This window comes from Anaerotruncus sp. 1XD42-93 (genome assembly GCF_009917605.1).
GTDB lineage: Bacteria > Bacillota > Clostridia > Oscillospirales > Ruminococcaceae > Anaerotruncus.
Window position 1 is genome coordinate 60,290 of sequence record NZ_QZEG01000005.1, and the last position, 23,339, is coordinate 83,628.

Annotated in this window: 16 protein-coding genes; 9 read left to right on the forward strand and 7 right to left on the reverse strand. The window is 58.0% G+C overall.

The features are described 5' to 3' along the window. Positions 1 to 175: 175 nt before the first annotated feature. From mmsA to D5269_RS03415, 6 genes are all read left to right on the forward strand, one after another. Entirely contained in the window at positions 176 to 1,720 is a 1,545-nt protein-coding gene (gene mmsA / locus D5269_RS03390) for a multiple monosaccharide ABC transporter ATP-binding protein (RefSeq protein ID WP_016317420.1), read from the forward strand. Next, positions 1,717 to 2,892, forward strand: coding sequence for a multiple monosaccharide ABC transporter permease (gene mmsB, locus D5269_RS03395; protein ID WP_120482585.1), 1,176 nt, complete (start codon positions 1,717 to 1,719; stop codon positions 2,890 to 2,892). Before mmsA ends, mmsB begins: the two co-directional genes overlap by 4 nt. Positions 2,893 to 2,907: 15 nt before the next feature. Next, the gene (gene xylB / locus D5269_RS03400) at positions 2,908 to 4,431 is read left to right on the forward strand and encodes a xylulokinase (RefSeq protein ID WP_016317418.1); all 1,524 of its coding nucleotides are present in this window, start codon (positions 2,908 to 2,910) and stop codon (positions 4,429 to 4,431) included. 526 nt (positions 4,432 to 4,957) lie between these two features. Then, positions 4,958 to 5,581, forward strand: coding sequence for a DUF4867 family protein (locus tag D5269_RS03405; protein ID WP_016317417.1), 624 nt, complete (start codon positions 4,958 to 4,960; stop codon positions 5,579 to 5,581). Positions 5,582 to 5,594: 13 nt separating this feature from the next. Further along, a complete protein-coding gene (locus D5269_RS03410) occupies positions 5,595 to 7,079 on the forward strand; it encodes a hypothetical protein (protein ID WP_016317416.1) in 1,485 nt (494 codons plus the stop codon). 121 nt (positions 7,080 to 7,200) lie between these two features. Beyond that, positions 7,201 to 8,229, forward strand: coding sequence for a LacI family DNA-binding transcriptional regulator (locus D5269_RS03415; RefSeq protein ID WP_016317415.1), 1,029 nt, complete (start codon positions 7,201 to 7,203; stop codon positions 8,227 to 8,229). A 55-nt stretch (positions 8,230 to 8,284) separates the two neighbouring features. On the opposite strand, the gene D5269_RS03420 is transcribed toward D5269_RS03415, so the two are convergent. Next, positions 8,285 to 9,670: an MATE family efflux transporter gene (locus D5269_RS03420; RefSeq protein ID WP_166545130.1), complete on the reverse strand. Its 1,386-nt coding sequence runs from the start codon at positions 9,668 to 9,670 to the stop codon at positions 8,285 to 8,287. 225 nt (positions 9,671 to 9,895) lie between these two features. Here D5269_RS03420 and D5269_RS03425 point away from each other — a divergent pair, with 225 nt between their 5' ends. Beyond that, the gene (locus D5269_RS03425; protein ID WP_120482581.1) at positions 9,896 to 10,207 is read left to right on the forward strand and encodes a hypothetical protein; all 312 of its coding nucleotides are present in this window, start codon (positions 9,896 to 9,898) and stop codon (positions 10,205 to 10,207) included. Between the two features lie 44 nt (positions 10,208 to 10,251). Here D5269_RS03425 and D5269_RS03430 read toward each other — a convergent pair whose 3' ends face one another. After that, positions 10,252 to 11,079 (reverse strand): Mrp/NBP35 family ATP-binding protein, encoded by an 828-nt coding sequence (locus D5269_RS03430; RefSeq protein WP_120482579.1) that lies wholly within the window; start codon positions 11,077 to 11,079, stop codon positions 10,252 to 10,254. A gap of 739 nt (positions 11,080 to 11,818) precedes the next feature. Between D5269_RS03430 and D5269_RS03435 the strand changes: the two genes are divergently transcribed. Together D5269_RS03435 and D5269_RS03440 are read left to right on the forward strand one after the other, a co-directional pair. Beyond that, complete coding sequence (locus D5269_RS03435) at positions 11,819 to 13,120, forward strand: cation:proton antiporter (RefSeq protein WP_120482575.1); 1,302 nt, start codon at positions 11,819 to 11,821, stop codon at positions 13,118 to 13,120. Between the two features lie 317 nt (positions 13,121 to 13,437). Next, positions 13,438 to 15,057, forward strand: a complete 1,620-nt coding sequence (locus D5269_RS03440; RefSeq protein WP_016317409.1) for a SulP family inorganic anion transporter — start codon at positions 13,438 to 13,440, stop codon at positions 15,055 to 15,057. A 100-nt stretch (positions 15,058 to 15,157) separates the two neighbouring features. Here D5269_RS03440 and D5269_RS03445 read toward each other — a convergent pair whose 3' ends face one another. The 5 genes from D5269_RS03445 to D5269_RS03465 form a co-directional block, all read right to left on the reverse strand. Further along, on the reverse strand, positions 15,158 to 17,722 hold the full coding sequence (locus D5269_RS03445; RefSeq protein ID WP_166545131.1) for a 3'-5' exonuclease: 2,565 nt from the start codon (positions 17,720 to 17,722) through the stop codon (positions 15,158 to 15,160). A gap of 63 nt (positions 17,723 to 17,785) precedes the next feature. After that, positions 17,786 to 18,805 (reverse strand): hypothetical protein, encoded by a 1,020-nt coding sequence (locus D5269_RS03450; RefSeq protein ID WP_207709093.1) that lies wholly within the window; start codon positions 18,803 to 18,805, stop codon positions 17,786 to 17,788. Positions 18,806 to 19,529: 724 nt separating this feature from the next. Then, positions 19,530 to 20,486, reverse strand: coding sequence for an ABC transporter permease (locus D5269_RS03455; protein WP_120482569.1), 957 nt, complete (start codon positions 20,484 to 20,486; stop codon positions 19,530 to 19,532). After that, entirely contained in the window at positions 20,486 to 21,583 is a 1,098-nt protein-coding gene (locus D5269_RS03460; RefSeq protein ID WP_120482567.1) for an ABC transporter permease, read from the reverse strand. The genes D5269_RS03455 and D5269_RS03460 overlap by 1 nt, the downstream gene beginning before the upstream one ends. Beyond that, positions 21,580 to 23,103: an ABC transporter ATP-binding protein gene (locus D5269_RS03465; protein ID WP_120482565.1), complete on the reverse strand. Its 1,524-nt coding sequence runs from the start codon at positions 23,101 to 23,103 to the stop codon at positions 21,580 to 21,582. Before D5269_RS03465 ends, D5269_RS03460 begins: the two co-directional genes overlap by 4 nt. Positions 23,104 to 23,339: the final 236 nt, after the last annotated feature.

Below are 23,339 nucleotides of genomic sequence, written 5' to 3' on the forward strand. Positions count from 1 at the left end.
AAGCAGGAATTCCGCCGTGTACGCGCGGCAGCGGGGGCCCTGCCCCTCGGCCCCGCCGCCTTTGAAAAGGCGGGCGAAACTTTTGGTTTTAAGGGAAAGTTAAAAAATTTTTTGAGGAACGCTTTTGATACCAGACAGGGTTCTATCTTGAACCGGATTGAAGGAGGGATTCCATTTGGCAAACACCTTACTCGAAATGAAGAATATCGTGAAGCTCTTCCCCGGTGTACGCGCGCTCGACAACGTCAATTTACAGGTGGAAGAAGGCGAGATCCATGCGCTGGTCGGCGAGAACGGCGCGGGGAAATCCACGCTGATGAACGTCCTGAGCGGCATCTATCCCTATGGCAGCTACGAGGGGGAGATCGTCTACCAGGGGCAGCGGTGCGAGTTCCACAAGATCAAGGACAGCGAGAGCCGCGGCATTGTCATCATCCACCAGGAGCTGGCGCTGGTTCCCTATCTGACGATCGGCGAGAACATGTTCCTCGGCAACGAGCGGGGGAAAAAGGCGCGGATCGACTGGGACGAAACCTACAACAAGGCGGATGAGCTGCTGCGGATGGTGGGGCTGAACGAATCATCGCGCACGCTGATTAAGGACATCGGCGTGGGCAAACAGCAGCTGGTTGAGATCGCAAAGGCGCTCGCCAAGAACGTCAAGCTGCTGATCCTCGACGAGCCTACCGCGTCGCTCAACGAGACCGATTCCCAGAAGCTGCTTGATCTGATGCTGGAGTTCAAGTCGCAGGGTATGACCTGTATCATCATCTCCCACAAGCTGAACGAGGTTTCGTATGTGGCGGACAAGATCACGGTGATCCGCGACGGCTCCACGATTGAAACACTCGTCAAAGGGGTGGACGATTTCAGCGAGGAACGGATCATCAAAGGGATGGTTGGCCGCGAGCTGACCGACCGGTTCCCCAGGCGCGAACCGAAAATTGGGGATGTCAGCATGGAAGTGCGCGACTGGACAGTATTCCATCCGCTCTATGAGGGGCGCAAGGTCTGCGACGGGGTCAATATCAACGTCCGGCGGGGCGAGGTGGTCGGGATCAGCGGCCTGATGGGCGCGGGACGCACCGAGCTTGCCATGAGCATCTTTGGGAAAAGCTACGGCGCGGATATCTCGGGCGCCCTGCTGATGGACGGCGCCGAGGTACACCTGAACAGCGTACAGGACGCGATCAACCACAAGCTGGCCTATGTCACCGAGGACCGTAAGGGCAACGGGCTGATCCTGAGCACCCCGATCCGTGAGAACACCACGCTCGCCAAGATGGACAAAATCAGCCGCAACAAGGTGCTTGACAAAGACCTCGAAATCCAGGTAGCCAACGAGTACCGCGAGAAATTACATACCAAGTGTGCGAGCATCGAGCAGCCGGTGGGCAACCTCTCGGGCGGCAACCAGCAGAAGGTGCTGCTCGCAAAGTGGATGTTTGCGGACCCGGAAGTGCTGATCCTCGATGAGCCGACCCGCGGCATCGACGTCGGCGCGAAATACGAGATCTACTGCATCATCAACCAGCTGGTCGCGGAAGGGAAATCGGTCGTGATGATCTCTTCCGAGCTTCCGGAGGTCCTGGGCATGTGCGACCGGATTTATGTTATGAATGAAGGCCGGATCGTCGGCGAACTCTCCCGTGAAGAGGCAAGCCAGGAGTCCATTATGTCCTGCATCCTACAATCAAGCAAAGGAGCGGAAGTCAAATGACAAAAACAAAAGAGATTCTCAAGAAGAATACCATGCTCATCGCGCTTGTGGTAATCATGCTGCTGTTCCAGGTACTGATTTCCGCAGCAGGCAAAGGCTCGCTGTTTGCGCCCGCCAACGTCACCAACCTCATCCTCCAGAACAGCTATGTCGTGATTCTCGCGGTTGGTATGCTGCTCTGCATCCTGACCGGCGGCAACATCGACCTGTCGGTCGGCTCGGTGGTCGCGCTGGTCGGCGCGATTGCGGGCGTCATGATCGTCAACCACAAGATGAACGTCTATCTCACAATCATCACCTGCCTGCTCATGGGCATCCTGATCGGCGCGTGGCAGGGATTCTGGATCGCCTATGTGCGGATCCCGGCGTTTATCGTTACCCTCGCGGGCATGATGCTCTGGCGCGGGCTTGCGCTGATCGTCCTCGACGGCCTGACCATCTCCCCATTCCCGGATGAATATCTGCGTTATTTCAGCAGTTTCCTCCCCGGCTCCGGAGCCGAAAAGAGCCTGATCTTTGGTGTGACCGTCGCGGTTGGCGCGGTCCTCTGTGCGGTGTATGTGGTCCAGCAGCTCGCCGAACGAAACAAAAAAGCCCGCAAAAACTACGAGCTGGCACCTGCCGGTATGCTCTGGGGACGCCTGGTCCTGATCTGCGCGGTCGCGATGGCGCTTTCGTTCCTGCTCGGCAAGAACAAGGGTATTCCGGTCGTGCTTATCCTGCTCGGGGTGATCGTCCTGGTCTACAGCTACTACACCCAGAACACCGTCCCCGGTCGTTACCTCTACGCGATGGGCGGCAACGAGAAGGCTGCGAAGCTCTCGGGCATCAACACCAACCGCACCCTGTTCTTCGCCTATACCAACATGGGCTTCCTCTCCGCAGTTGCGGCGCTCGTCTGCATCGCGCGGTTCAACTCGGCAGCCCCTTCGGCGGGCACCAACTACGAGCTGGATGCGATCGGCGCCTGCTATATCGGCGGTGCGTCCGCGTACGGCGGCACCGGCACCATCGGCGGTGCGGTCATCGGCGCAATCTTTATGGGCGTCCTGAACAACGGTATGTCGATCCTCGGCATCGACTCCAACTGGCAGAGGGCGGTCAAAGGTCTGGTCCTGCTGGCGGCGGTCGTCTTTGACGTTCTCTCCAAAAAGCGTTCGACCAAAGCATAAGGGGGGAACGGCCATATGAACTATCTGATTGGTATTGATCTGGGTACCTCGGGTACCAAAACCGTCCTGTTCGATCAGGATGGGAATGTTGCCGGTTCGGCAACGGTGGAATATCCGCTCTACCAGCCCCAGAACGGCTGGGCGGAGCAGGACCCCGCTGACTGGTGGAATGCGGCGGCGGCCACCATCCGCCGGGTGATGGATGAGAGCGGCGTCGCGCCTGAAGCGGTCAAGGGAGTCGGCCTTTCGGGACAGATGCATGGGCTGGTCATGCTCGACGAGGCGGGTGAGCCGCTGCGCAAAAGCATCATCTGGTGTGACGGGCGCACCTCCCGCGAGTGTGCGGAGATCACCGAGCGGGTCGGCAGGCAGCGGCTGATCGAAATCACCGCCAACCCCGCGCTCACCGGGTTCACCGCAGGGAAAATCCTGTGGGTGCGCCGCAACGAGCCGGAGCTGTATGAGAAATGCCGCCATATCCTGCTTCCGAAAGATTACATTCGGTATAAACTAACTGGTATATTCGCAACCGAGGTTTCGGATGCATCAGGGATGAACCTGCTTGACGTCCCCAACCGCTGCTGGTCGGACGAGATTCTCGATAAACTCGGGATCGACAAATCCCTGCTTGCGAAGATGTACGAGTCCTGCGAGGTCACCGGGCAGGTTACAGCTGAGGCCGCGGCGATCACCGGTCTTTCGGCGGGTACCCCGGTCGTGGGCGGCGCGGGCGACAACGCCGCTGCGGCGGTCGGCACCGGTGTTGTGGAAACCGGCAAGGCGTTCACCACGATCGGTACTTCAGGCGTCGTATTCGCGCATTCGGATAACGTCACAATTGACCCGGAGGGCCGGGTACATACCTTCTGTGCCGCAGTGCCGGGCGCATGGACGGTCATGAGCTGCACCCTTGCGGCAGGGCTGTCGCTTAAATGGCTGCGGGACAACTTTTTCACCGAGGAGATGCAGACTGCGGCGGGCATGGGGGTGGACCCCTACTATCTGATGGATCAACAGGCCGGACGGATCCCGGTCGGAGCCAACCGTCTGCTTTTCCTGCCCTATCTGATGGGCGAACGGTCACCGTTGCTCGATGAGAACAGCCGCGGTGTATTTTTCGGGCTGTCAGCGATCCACACCAAGTATGACCTTCTGCGCGCAGTGATGGAGGGTGTCACCTATTCCCAGCGGCAGTGTCTCGACGTCCTGCGCGGGATGGGCGTCGTCTCGACCGAGATGCTCGCCTGTGGCGGCGGCGGAAGCAGCCCGCTCTGGCGGCAGATGCTCGCCGATGTCTACGGCTGCCCGGTCAAGACGGTTGTTTCCAAGGAGGGTCCGGCGCTCGGTGCGGCGATCCTCGCCGGCGTGGGCGCGGGCTTGTACCCCAGTGTGCAGGATGCCTGCCATGCCATGATCCGCACCAACCCCGCCCAGCAGCCCGATCCGGAAGCCTCTGCCCGGTATGAGCCGTTCTACCAGCTTTACCGGTCGCTTTACCCCGCCCTGCGGGAGAGCTTCCACACGCTTGCTGCCCTCTAAAAGCCAAAAGTTTTGTCCATCTTTTCAAAGGCAGAGGGATTGCCAGGCGCATGTTGCTTTGGATTCCAGGCCAAAACAACGCCCGTCGCTTCTCGGGCTTTCAGCCCGGACTGCGAGCCTCAGCGAGCGTCTCGAGGCCAACCGCCGCAGGCGGCTCTTGGGCCGGGATCGCGCTTCACGCGATGCTCGGGCAGGATGCGCCTTGCAGGATAGGGGTCAGCGACCCCTCCCCGCAGGCCCCATCCCGGCAAGCTGGGAGCGGCTTCCTTTTACCCAATCTAGGGGCTGTTTGAAAAATCGAAATAGCCGTCTTTTTCTACAAAAAGCGGCAGCTGCCGCGTCAAAAATGCGCGGAATACAGCAAGTATTCCTGTGCTTTTTTCCTTGCAACCGCTCGCTTTTTACGAACCATCCGTCTATTTCTCTATTTTCAAACAAGCCCTAAAGTTTTAGTCAATTTTTTTCAAAAAATTGCGGGGTCGGGGGCAGAGCCCCCCGCCGCTATCACGAAGGAGGGAACCATCCGATGAAATCCGTATTTGACAAGGAGTTTGCTGTCTATGGCAAGGTGATCGAGGGCTACGACTTTGCGCCCCTGCTCAGGCTGGTTCGTGAGACGAGCGAAAAACCGGCTGATCATACGATTTATGTCCCGAGCGACCCGACGATCGAGGCGCTGCCGGTCTCCCAGCAGGTCGCGGAAAGGGTGTTCGGCGGGATGCCGGTGCAGGTTGGCTACTGCAATGGGCACAACCAGCAACTGAACTGTCTGGAATACCACCGCAACAGCGAACTGAATATCCCGGATGATGACATGGTTTTTCTGGTTGCATCGCTCCAGAAGGTGCAGGACGGCAGGCTGGATACCAGTGAAGTCGAGGCATTTTCCGCCCCGGCGGGAACCGCGGTTCTGCTCTATGAAACCACCCTGCACTATGCGCCGGTAACTATGCCGGGCAAGGAGGGCTTCCGGGTGGCGGTCGTACTGCCGCGCGGCACCAATACTGATATGCCCGCCATCCAGCCGGAAACGCTGGAAGACCGGTTCCTGCGCGCCCGCAATAAATGGCTGATCGCACATCCGGATTCAAACGAAGCGAAGGACGGCGCATTTGTCGGCCTGAGCGGGGAAAATATCACCATCAAGTAAGGAGAGAAGACCCATGAAAAATATCCCTGAAGTCAAGCTTGGTATCATCGCAGTCTCGCGTGACTGCTTCATCGTTTCGCTGTCCGAGCGCCGCCGCAAGGCGATCGTGGACGCCTATACCGCAAAGGGCGGCAGCATCTATGAATGTAAAATTGCGGTGGAAAACGAAAAAGACATGCTGAAAGCGGTCGAGGATGTCAAAGCTGCGGGCTGCAACGCGCTGTTCGTCTATCTGGGCAACTTCGGCCCCGAGACCCCTGAAACCCTGATCGCGAAACAGTTCGGCGGCCCGGTGATGTATGCTGCGGCTGCTGAGGAAACCGGCAAAGACCTCATCAACGGGCGCGGCGACGCCTACTGCGGCGTGCTCAACTGCTCCTACAATCTCGGCCTGCGCAAGCTGAAAGCGGTGATCCCCGAGTACCCGGTCGGCACTGCCGAGGAAATCTGCGGGATGATTACCGATTTCCTGCCGGTTGCACGCACCCTGATTGGGTTGAGCTCGCTCAAGGTCATCACCTTTGGGCCGCGTCCGCAGGATTTCTTTGCCTGCAATGCGCCGATCAAAGCGCTCTATGACCTCGGCATCGAAATTCAGGAAAACTCTGAGCTGGACCTGCTGGTTGCCTACAAAGCGCATAAGGGCGATTCCCGGATTGAAGAGGTGGCCGCGGATATGGCGGCTGAACTAGGCGTACAGGGCAACCAGTATCCCGACCTGCTGCCCCGCATGGCGCAGTTTGAGCTGACCCTGCTCGACTGGGCGGAGGCCAACAAGGGCGCGCGGGACTATGTCGTCTTCGCGGACAAATGCTGGCCCGCGTTCCCGAAGGAGTTCGGCTTTGAGCCGTGTTATGTCAACAGCCGGCTGGCTTCGCGCGGCATCCCGGTTGCCTGTGAGGTGGACATCTATGGTGCGGTCAGCGAGTATATCGGCGCCTGCATCACAGGGGAGCCGGTCACCCTGCTCGATATCAACAACTCGGTTCCGGCTGACCTGTTCAAAGAGGATATCGAGGGCAAATATCCGTACACCCTGCGTGACACCTTCATGGGCTTCCACTGCGGGAACACCCCGTTCTGCCGCCTGAAAGCAGGCGCGGTCAAATACCAGCTGATCCAAAACCGTCTGCTCGAGAACGGCGGCGATCCGGACTTCACCCGCGGCACCCTCGAGGGCGACATCGCGGCAGGCGGCATCACCTTCTTCCGGCTGCACTCGAACGCGGACACTTCGCTTCAGGCGTACATTGCACAGGGCGAGGTTCTGCCGGTGGCGACCCGTTCGTTCGGCGGCATCGGCATCTTCGCGATCCCCGAGATGGGCCGGTTCTACCGCCATGTGCTGATCTCCAAGCGGTATCCGCACCACGGCGCGGTGGCATTTGGGCACGTTGGCAAGGCGCTTTATACCATCTTTGACTATCTCGGTGTGCCGGATATCGCGTTTAATCAGCCGAAAGGGATGCTTTATCGCGACGAAAACCCATTCGCATAAGGCATATTGGCACAAATCTCTGGTAATCCTGTCGAAAAAGGTGTAGAATAGGATTGGGCGGAGCGGCTTTCTGCCGCTCCGCCCATTGTTTCAGGGTGAAAATGGGGAGAGGTGAAGTCCAATGCCGGCCACAATCAAACAGATCGCAGCGGCTGCGGGGGTGTCCCGCGGGACGGTTGACCGGGTGCTGCACAACCGGTCCGGGGTCAAACCCGAAATCGCGGTTCATGTGCGCCAGATCGCCAAAGACCTGGGATATGAGCCAAACCGCGCAGGCAAAATCCTCGCAGCGCGCAAACAGCCGCTCAAGATCGGCTGTTTCCTGCCCGGCATTGGAAATGCCTTTTATGAAGATGTCGTTGCAGGCTTCCGGCAGGCGGAGGCGGAATATGCGGACTTTGGCGTAACTGTCGAGCTGTCGCGGGTTGCGGGGTACGATGTGCAGACCCATATCCAGGCGATCCAAGGCCTGGTGGACGCGGGCTGTCAGGCGCTTTGTGTCTCCACAGTCGATACCCACGAGATCCGCAGCTTTCTCAACCGGCTGATCGAATCCGGGATACCGGTTATCACGGTCAACACTGACCTGACCGGCACCAAACGGCTCTGCTATGTCGGGTCGGATTACCTGCGCGGGGGCAGTGTTGCCGCCGGGCTGCTTACGATGATGAACCCATCCCGGCTTAACCTGCTGATCGTGACCGGCTCCCTCAAGATCAAGGGCCACAACGAGCGGATCCGCGGTTTTTCCCGTACGCTCCGGGAGAAAAAGGTCCCCTACAAGCTGGTGGATGTCTTTGAATCGCTGGACAACGATGAGTACGCCTATCAGCCTACGATGAAGGTGCTGTGTGACCATCCGGACATCAACTGCATCTATATTGTTGCGGCCGGCGGGGCGGGGGTCTGCCGGGCAGTCACCGAACTGGGGCGGCAGAACCGGATTTATGTGCTTTCGTATGACGAGATTGAAACCACCCGGCAGCTTGTCCGGGACGGGGTGATTGACTTTACAATCGGCCAGGAACCGGTGGAACAGGGACGATGCTCCATCCAGCTGATGTTCGATTACTACATGAGCGGGAAACGGGTGGTCCCACAGGACCATATTACCGATACGGTCATTAAGATCAAGGAAAACATTGACTGACCAAAGGAAAAGCGCAGGGATACAACCCTATCCCTGCGCTTTTTTCAGACATTGTTTATGATTCAGAGACATCAGCCGGCCGGTTTCCTGTATGCAGCAGTGCGCGGATTCTAAGCCGGAACAGGATGATGCAGGTCACCGCAGCGATCGTATCCGCAACCGGCTCCGCGATGATAACGCCCCAGACCGGGGATGGCAGCAGCTTGGGCAGGAAGAGGATCAGCGGGATCAGCAGGATCAGCTTGCGCAGCGCGGCAATGAAGATCGAGACTTTCGCCTGCCCCAGCGCGACAAACGCCTGCTGAAACGCGATCTGGAACCCAAAGATCAGGATACCGAGGAAAAATACACGCATGGTCTGGGCGGTCAGGCCGATCAACTCCGGGCTGCTGGTGAACATCCGAACCGGGATGGTGGGGAAAAAGACGGTGAGCGTCCAGACTACCCCGGAGAACAGGACACAGAAAAAGGTGCTGTATCGGATCGCCGAGCGGACGCGGTCATGGTCACCCGAGCCGTAGTTGTAACCAATGATCGGCTGCGCGCCCTGCGCGACCCCCATAGCCGGCATCAGCGCAAACTGCATCACGCTGTTGAGGATGACCATTGCGCCCACATAGAGGTCTCCGCCATAGTAGGCGAGGGAGGAATTGAAGGCCACCTGTACAAGGCTTGTGGTGCTCTGCATGATAAACGGGGACATCCCCAGCCCCAGGACATTGCACGCAATCTTCCACTCAAATTTCATGTTTTTGACCCGCAGGCGCAGGTTGGAGCGGCCCAAGAAAAAGAACGACAGCACCCAGACAGCCGAGACGGTCTGAGAAATGACAGTGGCCCATGCGGCGCCGCGCACCCCCAGGCCGAACCCGAAGATCAGGATTGGGTCGAGGAGGATGTTGAGGGCAGCGCCGATGCAGACGGTGAACATCGCCGTTTTGGCGAACCCCTGCGCCGAGACAAACTGGTTCATCCCCAGCGCAAGCTGTACACTGATCGTGCCGGTCAGATAGATCTGGAGATAGCTCGAGGCGTAGGGCATGGTATCCGGGCTTGCGCCGAAAAGCGGAAGCAGATAGTTCTGGGCAGGCAGCAGCAGGACTGTCAGGACCAGTGCACAGCCGATCAGCATCGAGAAGCAGAACCCCAGTATCCGCTCCGCGCCCTCCCGGTCGCCTTCGCCCAGCTTGATTGACGAAAGCGGTGCACCGCCAAAACCGATCAGGGCGGAAAACGCGGAAACCATCATGATGATCGGGAAGGTGATCCCCACGCCGGTGAGCGCCAATGTGCCGTCCCCGGGCATCTGCCCAATGTACATCCGGTCCACAATGTTGTAAAGTGCGTTGATGATCTGTGCGGCGATCGCAGGCGCCGCAAGCGAAACGATCAGTTTGGGCATCCTTTCATGGGAGAAACGATAGTCCATGTTCTGGTTCATTCTGTTTCCTCTTTTCCAACGGATGTGATTTTTTTAATGTCAGATAATTTGCCGCGATTGGGAGCTGGGCTGGTATTGCGGGCCATCGGGGCAGGAGCAGGCTTTGCCTGCGCATCGTCCTGGCCATCAAACGTGGTATATCAGCTATTATACCACGTTTGATGGCAAATCGCAAAGTGGTTTCCCCATGCCCCCACTTTAAAAAATCATAGAAGGGGCGAACCGGTGCATAAATATAGGGCAGGGGTGGTGCATATGGTATTCGATGCAGGATACTACGGTCCGGTTGAGGTTGACCAGGTTGTTGACCTCGGGGACAGGGAACGCGGGATCCTCCATCCGGATGGGGTCTATAGCAAGAGGATTTATACACGCTGGAAGAAAAACGGGGCCTGCTCCCAGAGCACCCTGCTGCCGCCGGAAGACCTGTCTCCCGAAGCGCGGGAGCGTGTCCGGCAGGATGTGATCCGCATTGGGGAAGAGCTGCTGAAGAAAAAGGAAAGGGTAAGCTTACCGGATCGTCAGAAAACCTTTTGATTGGATCAAAAAAGCAGGCCGCGAACTTTTTCGCGGCCTGCTTTTTAAAGTTTTTCAATGACATCTGCGGCGCTGTCCATCCAGTCCCCCTCGAACAGCTCGATCACCCCTTGATCCGCCGACCGGGAAAGTGCGGGGTCAACCGGCAGCTTGGCGAGCACCGGAAGCTGATAGGAGGCGGCGATCTCGTCGATATGGCTTTCACCGAACAGCGCAATCCGTTTGCCGCAGTCCGGGCAGGAGACATAGCTCATATTTTCGACCAGACCAAGGATGGGGATCTGCATCATGTTCGCCATCTTGACCGCTTTTTCCACGATCATCGAAACCAGCTCCTGCGGGGATGCAACCACGACAATCCCATCCACAGGGAGGGTTTGGAAGACAGTGAGCGGTACGTCCCCGGTTCCGGGAGGCATGTCTACAAACAGGTAGTCGACATCCTGCCAGATCACATCGGTCCAGAACTGCTTGATCACCCCTGCGATCACTGGGCCGCGCCAGACGACCGGGTCGCTCTCGTTTTCGAGCAGCAGGTTTACCGAGATCATGTCAATGCCGGTTTTGGTTCTGGCCGGCAGGATGCCCTCTTCGGTGCCCATTGCCTTCTCATGGATGCCGAACACCTGCGGGATCGAAGGCCCGGTGACGTCCGCATCCAGAATACCGACCTTGTGGCCGCGGCGGCGCATCAAAACCGAAAGCATCGAGGTGACCATGGATTTGCCGACGCCGCCCTTGCCGCTCACCACCCCAATGACTTTGCCAATCCGGCTTTGTGGGTGGGGAGGCTCCCGAAAGTCCTCAGGGGCGCTTTTGCGCTCGGAGCAGTCCTGCCCGCAGGTTTCGCAGTTATGGGTACATTCGCTCATTCTACATTGCATCTCCTTATTATTTGCTTGGTGGAATCCCATTGCTTTCAGTATATTGTGTCCGGAGGGAATTGTCAAATGCAGCCAAAAACCCCGGGCGGGATACCAGGTATCCCGCCCGGGGTTTTTGGAAGAGTAAAAAGAAGAGGAGGAGATATGATCTATAAAAAGCCTGTGCAGGCGTTATCGTTTGTCTGTCCCGCCCGCCGGACCGGTGTTCCGCCCATCCGGCAGGCTAACAGTTGTTGTTTATTTTATCTGGTGGTGAGAGATGGTGTCTGCATTCAGTTGGTCATCCGCATTGCCCCTTCCCGTTTGGCATGGCTATATTATAAAAGGCAAATATGAAATCCGTTTGAAGAGAATTTAACATTTAGTATGAAAAAATCTTTCTAAATTATTTCGAAAGGAAGGGCTTTGTCGAATTTGCCTATATCAGCAGATGTTTTTTCGTTAGATTGATGAGGCTGCCTCCACAAAAAAGAACAGAAAAAAAGCAAAAGAAATTGTTGACAAACAGCTGAACGAGTGGTATAACTCTATGGTAACACGAGAGAAGAGCGAAAAAGACGATGTTTTCGCTCTTCTCCTCTTCTTGTCCAGGAAACAACAGCCTTTTGGTCAGAGGCTTAGAACCTGTATTCATAATCAGACGGTGTTGAATGGTTGTGAATACGGGTTCTTAGAGAGTGAAAGGCGGCTATGGGCGCTCGATACAGAAGTTAGGAGGTTTTTTGATTTGGAATCCTATCGTTACATTTTCGATGTCGCGATTATCCTGCTGGCGACAAAATCGTTTGCGATCCTGACCAAGCGGGTTGATATGCCGCAGGTCGTGGGCGCGCTCATCGCAGGACTGGTTTTGGGGCCGAGCATCTTGGGACTGCTCTCCCCCACAGAGTTTCTGTCCCAGATCTCGGAACTGGGGGTTATCGTGCTGATGTTCGGTGCGGGGCTTCAAACCGACATGAAGGAGCTGACCCGGTCGGGCGGTTCTTCCTTCCTGATCGCCCTATGCGGCGTTCTTGTCCCGTTGGCAGGCGGTTTTTTGACTGCCGCGGCCTTTAACAGCGGTCACGAGGTATTCTGGGAAAACATGTTTGTAGGCACCATCCTCACTGCAACCTCGGTTTCGATCAGCGTTGAGACCCTCAAGGAGATGGGCAAGCTCTCCACCCGGTCAGGCAACGCGATCCTTGGAGCCGCACTGATCGACGACATCCTCGGACTGATTCTGCTCACCTTTATTACCAGTGCTTCCGACCAGTCGGTCAAGCTGGGGCTGGTGATGCTCAAGGTTGTGCTGTTCTTTGCCGTGACTGCGGTGCTTGGAAAGTTCCTCCACACCCTGATCCAGAAATGGATGGACTCGGCCTCCTGGAACAGGAAACGGTTCGCGATCATCTCGCTGGCGTTCTGCTTCTTCTATGCCTACATCGCAGAAGAGGTGTTCGGCGTGGCGGACATCATCGGCGCCTTCTTCATCGGGCTGATGATCTCGAACACCACCCGCGCCACCTACGTCAACTCCAAATGCGAGACCCTTTCGTATATGTTCCTCTCCCCTGTCTTTTTCGCGAGCGTGGGCCTGAAAGTATCGCTCGACTCGATGACCCTGCCCACCGCGCTGCTGACCGTTGTTATCGTGCTGGTAGCGGTATTCAGCAAGATCATCGGATGTGGGCTGAGTGCAAAAATCTGTGGTTATACCAAAGAGGAAGCGCTCCGCATCGGTGTGGGCATGGTCTCCCGTGGTGAGGTGGCCCTGATCGTGGCAAACAAGGGAATCGCTAGCGGGATGATGAATCCAGTTTTTCTGGTGCCAGTGGTGCTTATGGTGGTGGTGACAACGGTCATTACGCCGATCATGCTCCGGGCGGTCTATCCCAAACGCAAGCCCGAAGAGGAAGCAAAAGAACTGGTCCACAGCGACCTGGTCGAGGGTTATCAGGAAATCCGGGATTTCGACCTCGCTTCCCAGACCATCCTCGATATGCACAACGTCCTGCAGGGCAAACGTCCGGACGGCCGTTCCAAATAATCCGTAAAAGCGGCTCTGTGCGGGGATTCCGGCTTTTCATTCTGGAAAAACCGTGTTATACTATAACATTAAGAGCCTGTTCCGCGTCGCCGATCCTGCCGCTCTCCGGATGCCAAAAAGCGGAATCCCTGCTTGCAATTACATAGTCCGCCGCTGGAAGCAGGTATTTGCGTTCAGCGTTTTGGCTGTTCATCAGGGATCAGAGGGTGCTTTTTCCAGGAAAAAGCACCCTTCTTCAGGACGGGAATCTGGCACAGCCTTAGACAGTAGCAGGGGACAGATTGCTCTTGAGGAAACACGGAGGGAGAAACAACAAGATGTTTGCACGTTATCTAAACGACCTGAAAAAGGAGTTCCGGGGGTACAACCTTTCGACACTGCTCAAAGACCTGCTTGCGGGCCTGACGGTGGCAGCGGTGGCCCTGCCGCTCGCGCTGGCGTTTGGCGTCTCAAGCGGTGCGGATGCCGCCTCCGGGCTGATCACGGCGATCGTTGCGGGGGTCTGCATCAGCCTGTTGGGGGGCGCATTCTATCAGATTTCCGGGCCAACCGGCGCAATGGCTGCGATCCTGATGTCGGTTGTGGCAAACTACCAGATGCAGGGGGTGTTCCTCGCCACACTGATGGCGGGCATCCTGCTGCTGCTTGCGGGGCTCCTGCGGCTGGGGCGCCTGACCACCTTTATTCCCGCGCCGGTCATCACCGGATTCACGTCGGGGATCGCGGTCATCATTGCGCTGGGGCAGGTGGACAACTTTTTCGGCGTGACTTCGCAGGGGGACTCGGCGGTCGCGAAGCTGCTGAGCTACCGGACACTTGGATTTTCCCCCAACTGGACCGCAGTGGGCATCGGGCTTTTCGTGGTGGTGTTTATGCTGGTTTTCCCGAAAAAATGGAACAGCATGGTGCCGGCCTCGCTGATCGGCATCGTCCTTGCCACAGCCTTTGCGATCCTGCTGGGGCTTGACGTTCCGTCTGTGGGCGAGATTCCCAAAACCCTCTTTCCGGAGAACCGGCTCAGCCTCTCGTCGATCTCGCTTGAGCGGATCAACGGCCTGCTCGGCCCGGCGATCAGCATCGCCCTGCTGGGGATGATCGAAAGCCTGCTCTGCGGTGCGTCGGCAGGAAGGATGACCGGCGTACGGCTGAACAGCAACCAGGAACTGATCGCGCAGGGGATCGGGAATATGCTCGTCCCATTTTTCGGCGGCATCCCGGCGACCGCCGCAATCGCCCGGACCAGTGTAGCGATCAAATCGGGTGCGAAAACCCGTCTGACCAGCATCTTCCATGCGGTCGGGCTGCTGCTCGCAATGTTTGCGCTCGGCCCGGTCATGTCCCGGATTCCGCTTTCCGCGCTGGCTGGCGTCCTGATGGTGACCGCATGGCGGATGAACGAATGGCATGCGATCCGGTATATCTTCTCCCACCGGTTCAAGGGCGCGATGCTCCAGTTTTTTGTGACGATGGTCGCAACCGTTCTGCTCGATCTCACAATGGCGATTGTAATCGGGATTGCGGCAGGGCTGCTCGTGTTTATCAGCCGGAGCTGTTCGCTTGAGGTGGCGGTGGAAGACGTGGACCTCACCCGGCTCGGCCTGGACAGCGGGGACGGACGCGGAAACAACTGGGCGGTTGTCTATATCACCGGCCCGATGTTCTTCATGACTGCGGATGTGATCGAGCAGAAACTCGAGGAGCTTGCAGAGAAAGAACTGATTATTTTTTCGATGCGTGGGGTGCCCTCGGCGGATATCACCACCACCCAGATGCTGATTGACTATTATCGGGAAGCGACCGGCAAAGGCAAGCGGGTGCTCTTTTCGTCGCTCCAGCCGACGGTACGCCGGAATTTTGAGCGGGCGGGCCTGGTCGAGATCGCCGGAGAGGACGCATTTTATTTCAGCGTCGACCGGGTGCTCAAGACCATGCTTTGAATCCCTGCCCAACGGAGCCGGCCTTTTGGCGTATATGCGAACATGAAATAGTGTTAAAGGGAGCTTTTTCGGCTGAAAAAGCTCCCTTTTCTGTGCGGTTTTATGGTTCTGGCCGGAATCCAAGCGGTTCCAGAAACCGGGACGGGGCATTTTTATACTGGTTCAGCCCGTATCGCGCGCAGGAGAGGAACAGTTTCTGTTTCGCGCGGGTGACCGAGACATAGAATACCCGCTTTTCCTCCTCCAGCACCCCATTTTTGACCGCCTGAAAGCTGGGAAACACACCGTCCTGAAGGATCGGCAGGAACACATAGTCAAACTCGCAGCCCTTCGCCTGATGTGCGGTAATCACCGAGACCTTGTTGGCCTTTTTGCTGAGTTTCTCCAGCTCGCTCGCGGAAAGTGCGGTCAGCTCGAGCAGTTCGGAGAGCTGCTGGGCGGCTGGCTGGGCAGGATCGCAAAGCTCGTCCGCGAAGTCCTGGAACAGCACCAGATTGGCGAACTTTTCCGGCTGCTGCTCATACCGCTTTTCGAAGCCGAACGCATCGAGCAGGGCGGAGATCAGAGGGGACGCCCCCTGCTGTGCAATGGGGCGCAGCAGGTCAAGCTGATGGGCGAGCGGCTCAAATCTGGAAAGATACCGCAGATAAAATCCCTGCCGCGCGAGGGTCTGCGGGCGCAGGTGGGACCCGACCAGCGCGACCAATACGTCCGCTGTGGCGAGGATGTCGTCCATCGCGTCGTGGGACGGGGTGTGCGCCGTATGCAGCGCAGCGGAGACGGTCCCCAGCTTGTGGTTATCCAGGTCTTTCAGGAACCGGCGGCTGAGATCGAGGGTATCGTAAAATGGATGGTCAAACGGACGCTGTATGCCCTGCCGAAGCAGGTTCCGGGCTGTGATCGCCATGTCAAACCCGACATTATGCCCGACGATCACGCATCCCTCGGCAAAATCCAGAAATGCATGGAGCACATCGGCAGGCGGCTCCCCATGTGCGGCGAGCCAGGCGTCCGAAAAGCCGTGTACCTTCTCCGAATCGCCAACCGGCTTTCCCGCGCGCAGGAACCGTTCAAACCGCTCGGCAACCGAACCGTCCGGGGCGAGCCGGATTCCCGCCATCTGGATGATCTCATCCTGAAAGACGTCGGTTCCGGTCGACTCCACGTCGAACACCACCACCCGTCCGGCTTCGAGCGCCTGTAGGAGCGGCGCAAAAAAATCCTGGTGCAGGTGGGTGCGCGGGTCGGTGAAATCGGTCAGGGCGACGCCCAGCCCATCCCGGTATCCGGAAACGATCCCTTCGACGGTCGCAGGCCCGATCCCGTGGACCAGCCGCATTGCCACCCGCTTGAGGCTTTCCGCATCCTGGGGATTGGCAAACAGGCTGATGCAGGCGAGCAGGTCTTTGACTTCGGCGGTCTTGAACAGCCGGAACTCGTCGGCGAGCATAAACCGGATCGGTTTTTCCGCGTGCAGGCGGCTGGTTTTCAGCAGATTGCAGACATCTGCGCACGCCTTGTTCGAGCGGGTGATGATCGCGACGCGGGAATAATCGTCCACCGGGAGCTGCGCAATCTCCCGGTAAACCCAGTCGACCTCCTCGGGGATCGTGTCAAACTGGCGGAACACCAGGTCGGTACATGCGGGGGACTGCGGTTCAAACCCGTCCGGATGCCCGCGTCCCATTGCGCGCGCAAGAAAATTCTGCGCGGCGGAAAGGAGCTGGCCGCTACTCCGGTAGTTGTGGGTAAACGTGATCTCGACCGGATGGCAGTCAGCGCGGAACCGGGCGAGCAGGCGCTCCGGGTCCGAGCCGCGCCATTGGTAGATGGTCTGGTTGAAATCACCGCAGAAGAGGATATTCGCCCGTCCGAACAGCCGGGAGAGCAGCCCGTATTCCGCAAGGCTGACATCCTGCACCTCGTCGACATGGATGTACCGGTATCGGTCCCGCCAGAGGGCTGCGGTTTCCGGATCGGCGAGCAGAGCGTCCGCACGAAGCAGCAGGTCGGAAAAATCGAGCAGGTTGCTCGCGGTCAGCTTGCGGTTGTACAGCCGCACGATCGACCCGCCATACCGGGCGAGGAACCGCTGGAATTTGGGGTCGGGCTGCCGGCGGGGGTCCACACAGATCTGTTCGACTGCCTCGGGGCGGTGGGAAAACAGCCATGCCGCAGCGTCGACGGAGCTGAGTGACGGGTCGGCGAGCTGGCAGTCCTTGACCAGCCCGATGAACCGCTGCAAAATCTGCACCGGATGGTCTGCAATCTGCCGCCCGACCACTTCGAATACCACTTCGCGGATCGCTTCCTGACAGTCCGCCTGGTCGCAGATTGCGAAATCCCGCCCGATGTCGGTGAGGCGCTGGGGCATACTGCGCAGCAGCCACGCACAAAAACTGTGGATCGTCCGTACGGTGACCTCTTCCGCCGGTTCCCCGGCAATCTGGGCGATCCGCTCGGTCATCTCCTTGCAGGCGCGGTTGGTGAAGGTCAGGCAGAGGATTTCCGCCGGTTCGGCCGCCCCCGAGACCAGCAGGTTTGCGACCCGATGTGCCAGGGTATTGGTCTTGCCGGTACCGGCCCCCGCCAGAAGCAGGAGGTGGTCAGACAGGTTTTCCACAGCGAGCTGCTGTTGTTTGTTGAGGGCGATGGTGGTTAGCATGGCGGAACCTCCTTGGCTTTTGAGAGAAACGGGCAGGGCCGTTTTTTATTTGATCTTGGCTGGTCAGTTTCGGGGCAGATTGGAAAGGTAGCGAAAACTGCCGTCCTCCATGGTCTTGACAGTGAGGGTGTAGAAGCCATCCTCCCACGGGACCCCAGAGTAATATTCGTAGCCTTCATAGTCGATCACGAGCCGATCCCCCTCCTGCATCCAGCTGGTAACGCGGAGGCAGAGCGGCCCGCCGCCCCGGCCACCCTCATAAAAGATTGTATTGGTCTCGGGGTCGTAGGCATCGGCATATTTCGGCTCGCTGATCACCATGTCGGCTGTGACGCCCTCGAAATAGCGGGAAAGCGTCTTTACCATAGCGTCTACTGGCCAGTTGCTGCCGAAACGGTCCCATGGCGTATCGTCATTTTCATAGTTATAAAGATCCTCAAAAAGCCAGATCCAGCTGGCCAGTTCTTCAGGAGATGCCCAAACACGGTTCCCCAGTGCGGTATAATAAATAGGAACAAGATAGGTGTCATACATCTTCTGGCGTTCTTCTGCATTGTTGTAAAGAGCGCGGTTGTTGACCACCTGGGTTCCGGAAGCTTCACTGCTGGATTCCACCTCATAAACCAGGAACCCGTATTCATTGAAAGAGATAGAAGTAACCTTGGAACAGCCGCTTTCCGTGAGCGCGTCCCAGTTGTTTTCATAAGCGCCGCTATAAGTGATGGCGCTTTCTGTGGAAATAAAGTGGGCAAGGTAGCAGTCTGGCTCGCCGTTGTGGTCCAACCGGAACGTGTAGATATAAAGGCCGCAATCCATTCCCTCGTCCACGGATTCCATAAAATCCCGCACAGGCTGGGGATCGGTGAGCACTTCGTCCTGATAGATAATCACCGAGGGCTGCCCCAACGCCCTCTGGTACAGCGCCGAGGAGGTGAGGCGCTCGTCTGCCAGCTGCGGATAGACGATCTTCGTGGGATTCCTGGCAGAGGCTTGAGAGGAGGAATCCCCGTCATTAGGGATAGATTCCGATGCTTCCAGAGCAGACCTGGAATCCCCTGCGCTTTCAGGAGAAATAGAGGACATTCCCCTTGATGAAGCGTTCAAACCGCTCGTCCTGCTAATGCAGGCGGTTAGCATAAAAATCAGGAGGAAAGCAAGAAACAGAGCTGGAATTCGGCACGACATGGAGTCTCCTCTTTTCTAAAACTTTTTTTGCATTTAAGAACCCGTATTCACAACCATTTGACACCGTCTGAGCGGGTCTTTTGCCGGCCTGCCGCGTTGAAAAATCTTGCAATACACAAAGGATTGTCTGCGTTTTTTCGCCTTGCAGGGCAGCAAAATCCCTCGCCCATCCGGCATCCTCTGATTATGAATACAGGTTCTAAGTTTTACGCGATTTTTTGCTCCGGCCTAGGAGCTGGCGCTTCGCGCCGGTTGACCTATGTACGCCGCTGCGGCGGCAGTCAAAAAATTGCGGGGTCGAGGGGCAGTGAGACAGCGTGAGTTTGGTTCCAGACCAAACTGACAGGCGCAAGGCGCCCTCCTCGGGGCTTTTCGGGCTCTCAGCCTCCGGTAAGCTGGGCGGATTTCTTCTCTTCACAATTTAAAGTTTTACTCAATTTTTTTTAAAAAATTGCGGGGTCGAGGGGCAGCGCCCCCGCCGCCGCGCGTACGCGGCGGAATACCCCATCCTGGGAAGCACATTTTGAGGGTGAATTGGCTCTGATTTGCAGCCGAAGCAAAGAGGGGGCTTTTCACTTGCAAAAAGCCCCCTCTTCTGAATACCCGCTTTTGAGAAGCAATATCAGCGTTCTTCACGGAAATAGTTGTTGCCCAGATTTGCAGGGATGTTGACCCCTCTTGATGCGTGCACCGAGCTGAGGATCAGCACGAGCGCGGTAATCAGGAACGGGAGCATGTCATAAAACGCGACCGGCAGGTCGACGATACTCTTGGGCATGTAATATTTCAGGATGCGCAGCGCGCCGAATACGAACGACCCGAGAATCGCCATCTGCGGCTTCCAGGCGGCAAAGATGACGAGCGCGACCGAAATCCAGCCCAGCCCGCCGACATTGTCGCTGATCCAGACGCCGCCATTGATAATCATGGAACAGTAAGCGCCGCCGATTCCGCAGATGCCGCCGCCGAGCACAATATTGATGTACTTCCACCGGCTGACCTCGATGCCTGCCGCATCCGCCGCCGCGGGATTTTCGCCGATTGCCTGCACGTTCAGGCCGGTTTTGGTGCGGAAGAGGTAGAAGCCCATCAGGAGCGCGACCGCTACCCCGAGATAAACGAACGGGGTATAGGAGAAGAGCAGTTCCCCGACCACCGGCAGGTCGCTCAGGACGGGGATATGGATACTGCGCATACTCGCGGTGATCCGCTCGGGCAGCTTGAGGGTGCCGTTTGGGGAGCGTTCGAGCATATAAACGCCGATGAAGTTGGAAAGCCCGATCCCGAAGATGGTGAGGGTCAGACCGGTGACGTTCTGGTTTGCCATCAGCGTGACGGTCAGGAACGCATAGATCAAGGCAGAGAGCGCAGCGGCGACGAATGCAGCCACCAATGCAAGCAGGAAACTGTCGGTAAAATAGCCAACCATAAAGCCCGCACAGGCGCCGATCGACATCATCCCCTCGACGCCGAGATTGAGGTGCCCCACCTTTTCGCTGATGATCTCGCCCACCGTACCAAAGAGCAGCGGGGTGCCCGCGCCGACAGCGGCGACTAGGAATTTGATGAACAGGTCCATTATGCAGCGCCTCCTTTCTTGCGGACGACAAATCCATAGCGGATGAAAAATTCGCAGCCGAGCACAAAGAACAGGATGACCGCCTGGAGGACGTCCGCACAGTCGGTCGAAAGCCCGAAGCTGGACTGCACAACGCTGCTTCCCTTCTCGAGCACCGAGAAGAGGAACGAGACGATCACGATGGTGACCGGATTGAGCCGGGAGAGCCATGCAACGATGATCGCGGTGAACCCCACGCCGCCGGCAACCGCGTTGGTCAGGGTGATGTCCGAGCCGGTCGCCTGCACCATGCCGGCGATCCCGCAGACCGCGCCCGAGAGGAACATGGTGCGCAGCACGATCTTTTTGACATCCATGCCCGCATAGCGCGCGGTGTCGCTGCTTTCGCCCACTACGCTGATCTCATAGCCGTGTTTGGTGCTGCGCAGGTAGAAGAGTACCAGCGCGGCCAGCGCCAGCGCGACCACCCAGCCAATCTGTACGCCCAACAGCTTATCCAGCGCGGCGTTCTTGTCAAACCGGGCGATCTTTGGGAACCCCTGCGAGCCGGGGTCTTTCCACGGGCCGTCCCGCAGGAAGTTGACCACATGCAGGGCAATGTAGTTGAGCATCAGGGTGAAGAGGGTTTCGTTGGTGCCCCATTTCACCCGGAACAGGGCGGGGATCAGGCCCCACAGCCCGCCGCCGACAATTCCGGCAAGAAACATGACTGTGACCAGCAGGACGTGGTTCCACGAACTGTGGTAGAGCGCGAAATAGGAAGCGCAGATTGCACCGGCGATAATCTGCCCCTCTGCGCCGATGTTCCAGAATTTCATCTTGAAGGCGAGGGTGACCCCAAGCGAGGAGATCAGCAGCGGGATCATGACCTTGACCGTCGCCTGTATCGCCATCTTGCTGCGGAACGCGCCCGAAAGGATGGTCCCGTAGATTTCAAACGGGTTGTACCCGATCAGCAGGATGAACACACCGCCCGCAACCAGCGCGAAAACGAGCGCCTCCGCGCGCAGCAGCATGATCTGGCGGGTGGGCTTTTCCGCCCGCTTGACCACCCGCAGCAGCGGTTCCTTGCTCATATATCCGGTTTGCGTGCTCATGAAGCCACCTCCTGAGAGTCAGCGCCTGTCATCAGCAGGCCGATCTGTTCCTTGGTTGCGGTGCGCGCATCCACCACGCCGGTAATCCGCCCGTGGCAGAGCACGAGAATCCGGTCGCTCAGTTCGAGCAGCACGTCGAGGTCCTCCCCGACAAACACCACCGCGACCCCGCGTTTTTTCTGCTCATTGAGCAGGTCGTAAACCACATAGGACGAGTTGATGTCCAGCCCGCGCACCGGGTAGGCGGTGACCAGCACACTCGGATTGGACTCGATCTCCCGGCCGAGCAGCACCTTCTGGACATTGCCGCCCGACATCAGCCGCACCGGGGTATCCACGCCGGGGGTGACGATCTCGAGCTTTTGCACCAGCGATTCGGCGAGCGCGCGGGCGGGTTTGCGGTCGATGCAGACCCCTTTTGAGGTACGGTAGGATTTGAGCAGCATGTTATCAACCATCCCCATCGAGGCGACCAGCCCCATGCCGAGCCGGTCCTCCGGGACAAACCCCATATGGATACCGAGGTCGATGATCTGGGCCGGGGTCTTGCCGACGATATTTTCCCCGTTGAACAGGATCTGACCGCTCTGCACCGGCACCAACCCTGCGATTGCCTCACACAGCTCCTTCTGCCCGCTTCCGGCAACACCGGCGACCCCAAGGATTTCCCCGGTGCGCACCTCGGCGGAAATCCCGCCCAGCGCGGGCGCGCCGTCCGGCTTGTTGACAAAGAGCGATTCGATCCGCATGACGGTCGAGACGTTTTCCGGCTCGGGACGGTTGATCCGCAGGCTGACCGGCCGGCCGACCATCAGTTCGGTGAGCTTTCTCTGGTCCGATTCGGCGGTGACCACCGTGTCGATGCTCCGCCCTTTCCAGAGGATGGTGACCCGGTCGCTCAGTTCGAGCACCTCCTGCAATTTATGGGTAATGATGATGATGGCGCATCCCTGCTCCCGCATCCGGCGCAGGATCGTGAACAGTTTTTCGGTCTCCTGCGGAGTGAGCACAGCGGTCGGCTCGTCGAGAATCAAAATCCGGGCGCTGCGGTAGAGCACCTTGAGGATTTCCACCGTCTGCTTCTCACTTACCGACATATCGTAAATTTTCTTGTCCGGGTCGATCTCCAGCCCGACCGACTGGCAGATCCCAAGCACCCGCTCCCGCAGGGCTTTCGGACTCAGGCGCTTTTCCTGTGAACCGAGGACAATGTTATCCATCGCGGAAAAAACGTCTACCAGCTTGAAGTGCTGGTGGATCATCCCGATGCCCAGCCGCATCGCGTCGAGCGGGGAGTTGATCGTGACCTCCTGCCCGCCGATCGAGATCGACCCCGAATCGGGGTGGTAGATGCCCGAGAGCATGTTCATCAGGGTGGTTTTGCCCGAGCCGTTCTCCCCGAGCAGGGCGAGGATCTCGCCGTACCGGACGTCCAGGTCGATCTGGTCGTTTGCGACAACGCTTCCAAACCGTTTGGTGATCTTCCGGCATTCGATTGCATATTCCGTAGTTGCGGCCATAATACCTCCCAAAACTTTTGTCTCTATCTGTTTTGCTTTCCTGTGTCCTCCACACCGGGCAACCCGTGTGTCTTGCCCAGTGTGCGGGGCACCTGTCCCGGGGGGGGGACAGCAGCCGAGACGCCCCCTCCTGCCGCTTCGTGGGATCAAAGATTCCGCCCCCTGCGGGGCGCGGCAAAAGGCTCCGCCTTTTCAAAGGCGGGCGAAACTTTTGGTTCTGTCCTTTTGAAAAAAGG

Coding starts and splice junctions, on each gene's coding strand:
- D5269_RS03420 (WP_166545130.1), bottom strand. CDS start 9,670: ATGAACCAGAACATGGACTATCGTTTCTCCCATGAAAGGATGCCCAAA.
- D5269_RS03440 (WP_016317409.1), top strand. CDS start 13,438: ATGTTTGCACGTTATCTAAACGACCTGAAAAAGGAGTTCCGGGGGTAC.
- D5269_RS03405 (WP_016317417.1), top strand. CDS start 4,958: ATGAAATCCGTATTTGACAAGGAGTTTGCTGTCTATGGCAAGGTGATC.
- D5269_RS03460 (WP_120482567.1), bottom strand. CDS start 21,583: ATGAGCACGCAAACCGGATATATGAGCAAGGAACCGCTGCTGCGGGTG.
- D5269_RS03465 (WP_120482565.1), bottom strand. CDS start 23,103: ATGGCCGCAACTACGGAATATGCAATCGAATGCCGGAAGATCACCAAA.
- mmsB (WP_120482585.1), top strand. CDS start 1,717: ATGACAAAAACAAAAGAGATTCTCAAGAAGAATACCATGCTCATCGCG.
- xylB (WP_016317418.1), top strand. CDS start 2,908: ATGAACTATCTGATTGGTATTGATCTGGGTACCTCGGGTACCAAAACC.
- D5269_RS03455 (WP_120482569.1), bottom strand. CDS start 20,486: ATGGACCTGTTCATCAAATTCCTAGTCGCCGCTGTCGGCGCGGGCACC.
- D5269_RS03445 (WP_166545131.1), bottom strand. CDS start 17,722: ATGCTAACCACCATCGCCCTCAACAAACAACAGCAGCTCGCTGTGGAA.
- D5269_RS03410 (WP_016317416.1), top strand. CDS start 5,595: ATGAAAAATATCCCTGAAGTCAAGCTTGGTATCATCGCAGTCTCGCGT.
- D5269_RS03430 (WP_120482579.1), bottom strand. CDS start 11,079: ATGAGCGAATGTACCCATAACTGCGAAACCTGCGGGCAGGACTGCTCC.
- D5269_RS03415 (WP_016317415.1), top strand. CDS start 7,201: ATGCCGGCCACAATCAAACAGATCGCAGCGGCTGCGGGGGTGTCCCGC.
- D5269_RS03450 (WP_207709093.1), bottom strand. CDS start 18,805: ATGTCCTCTATTTCTCCTGAAAGCGCAGGGGATTCCAGGTCTGCTCTG.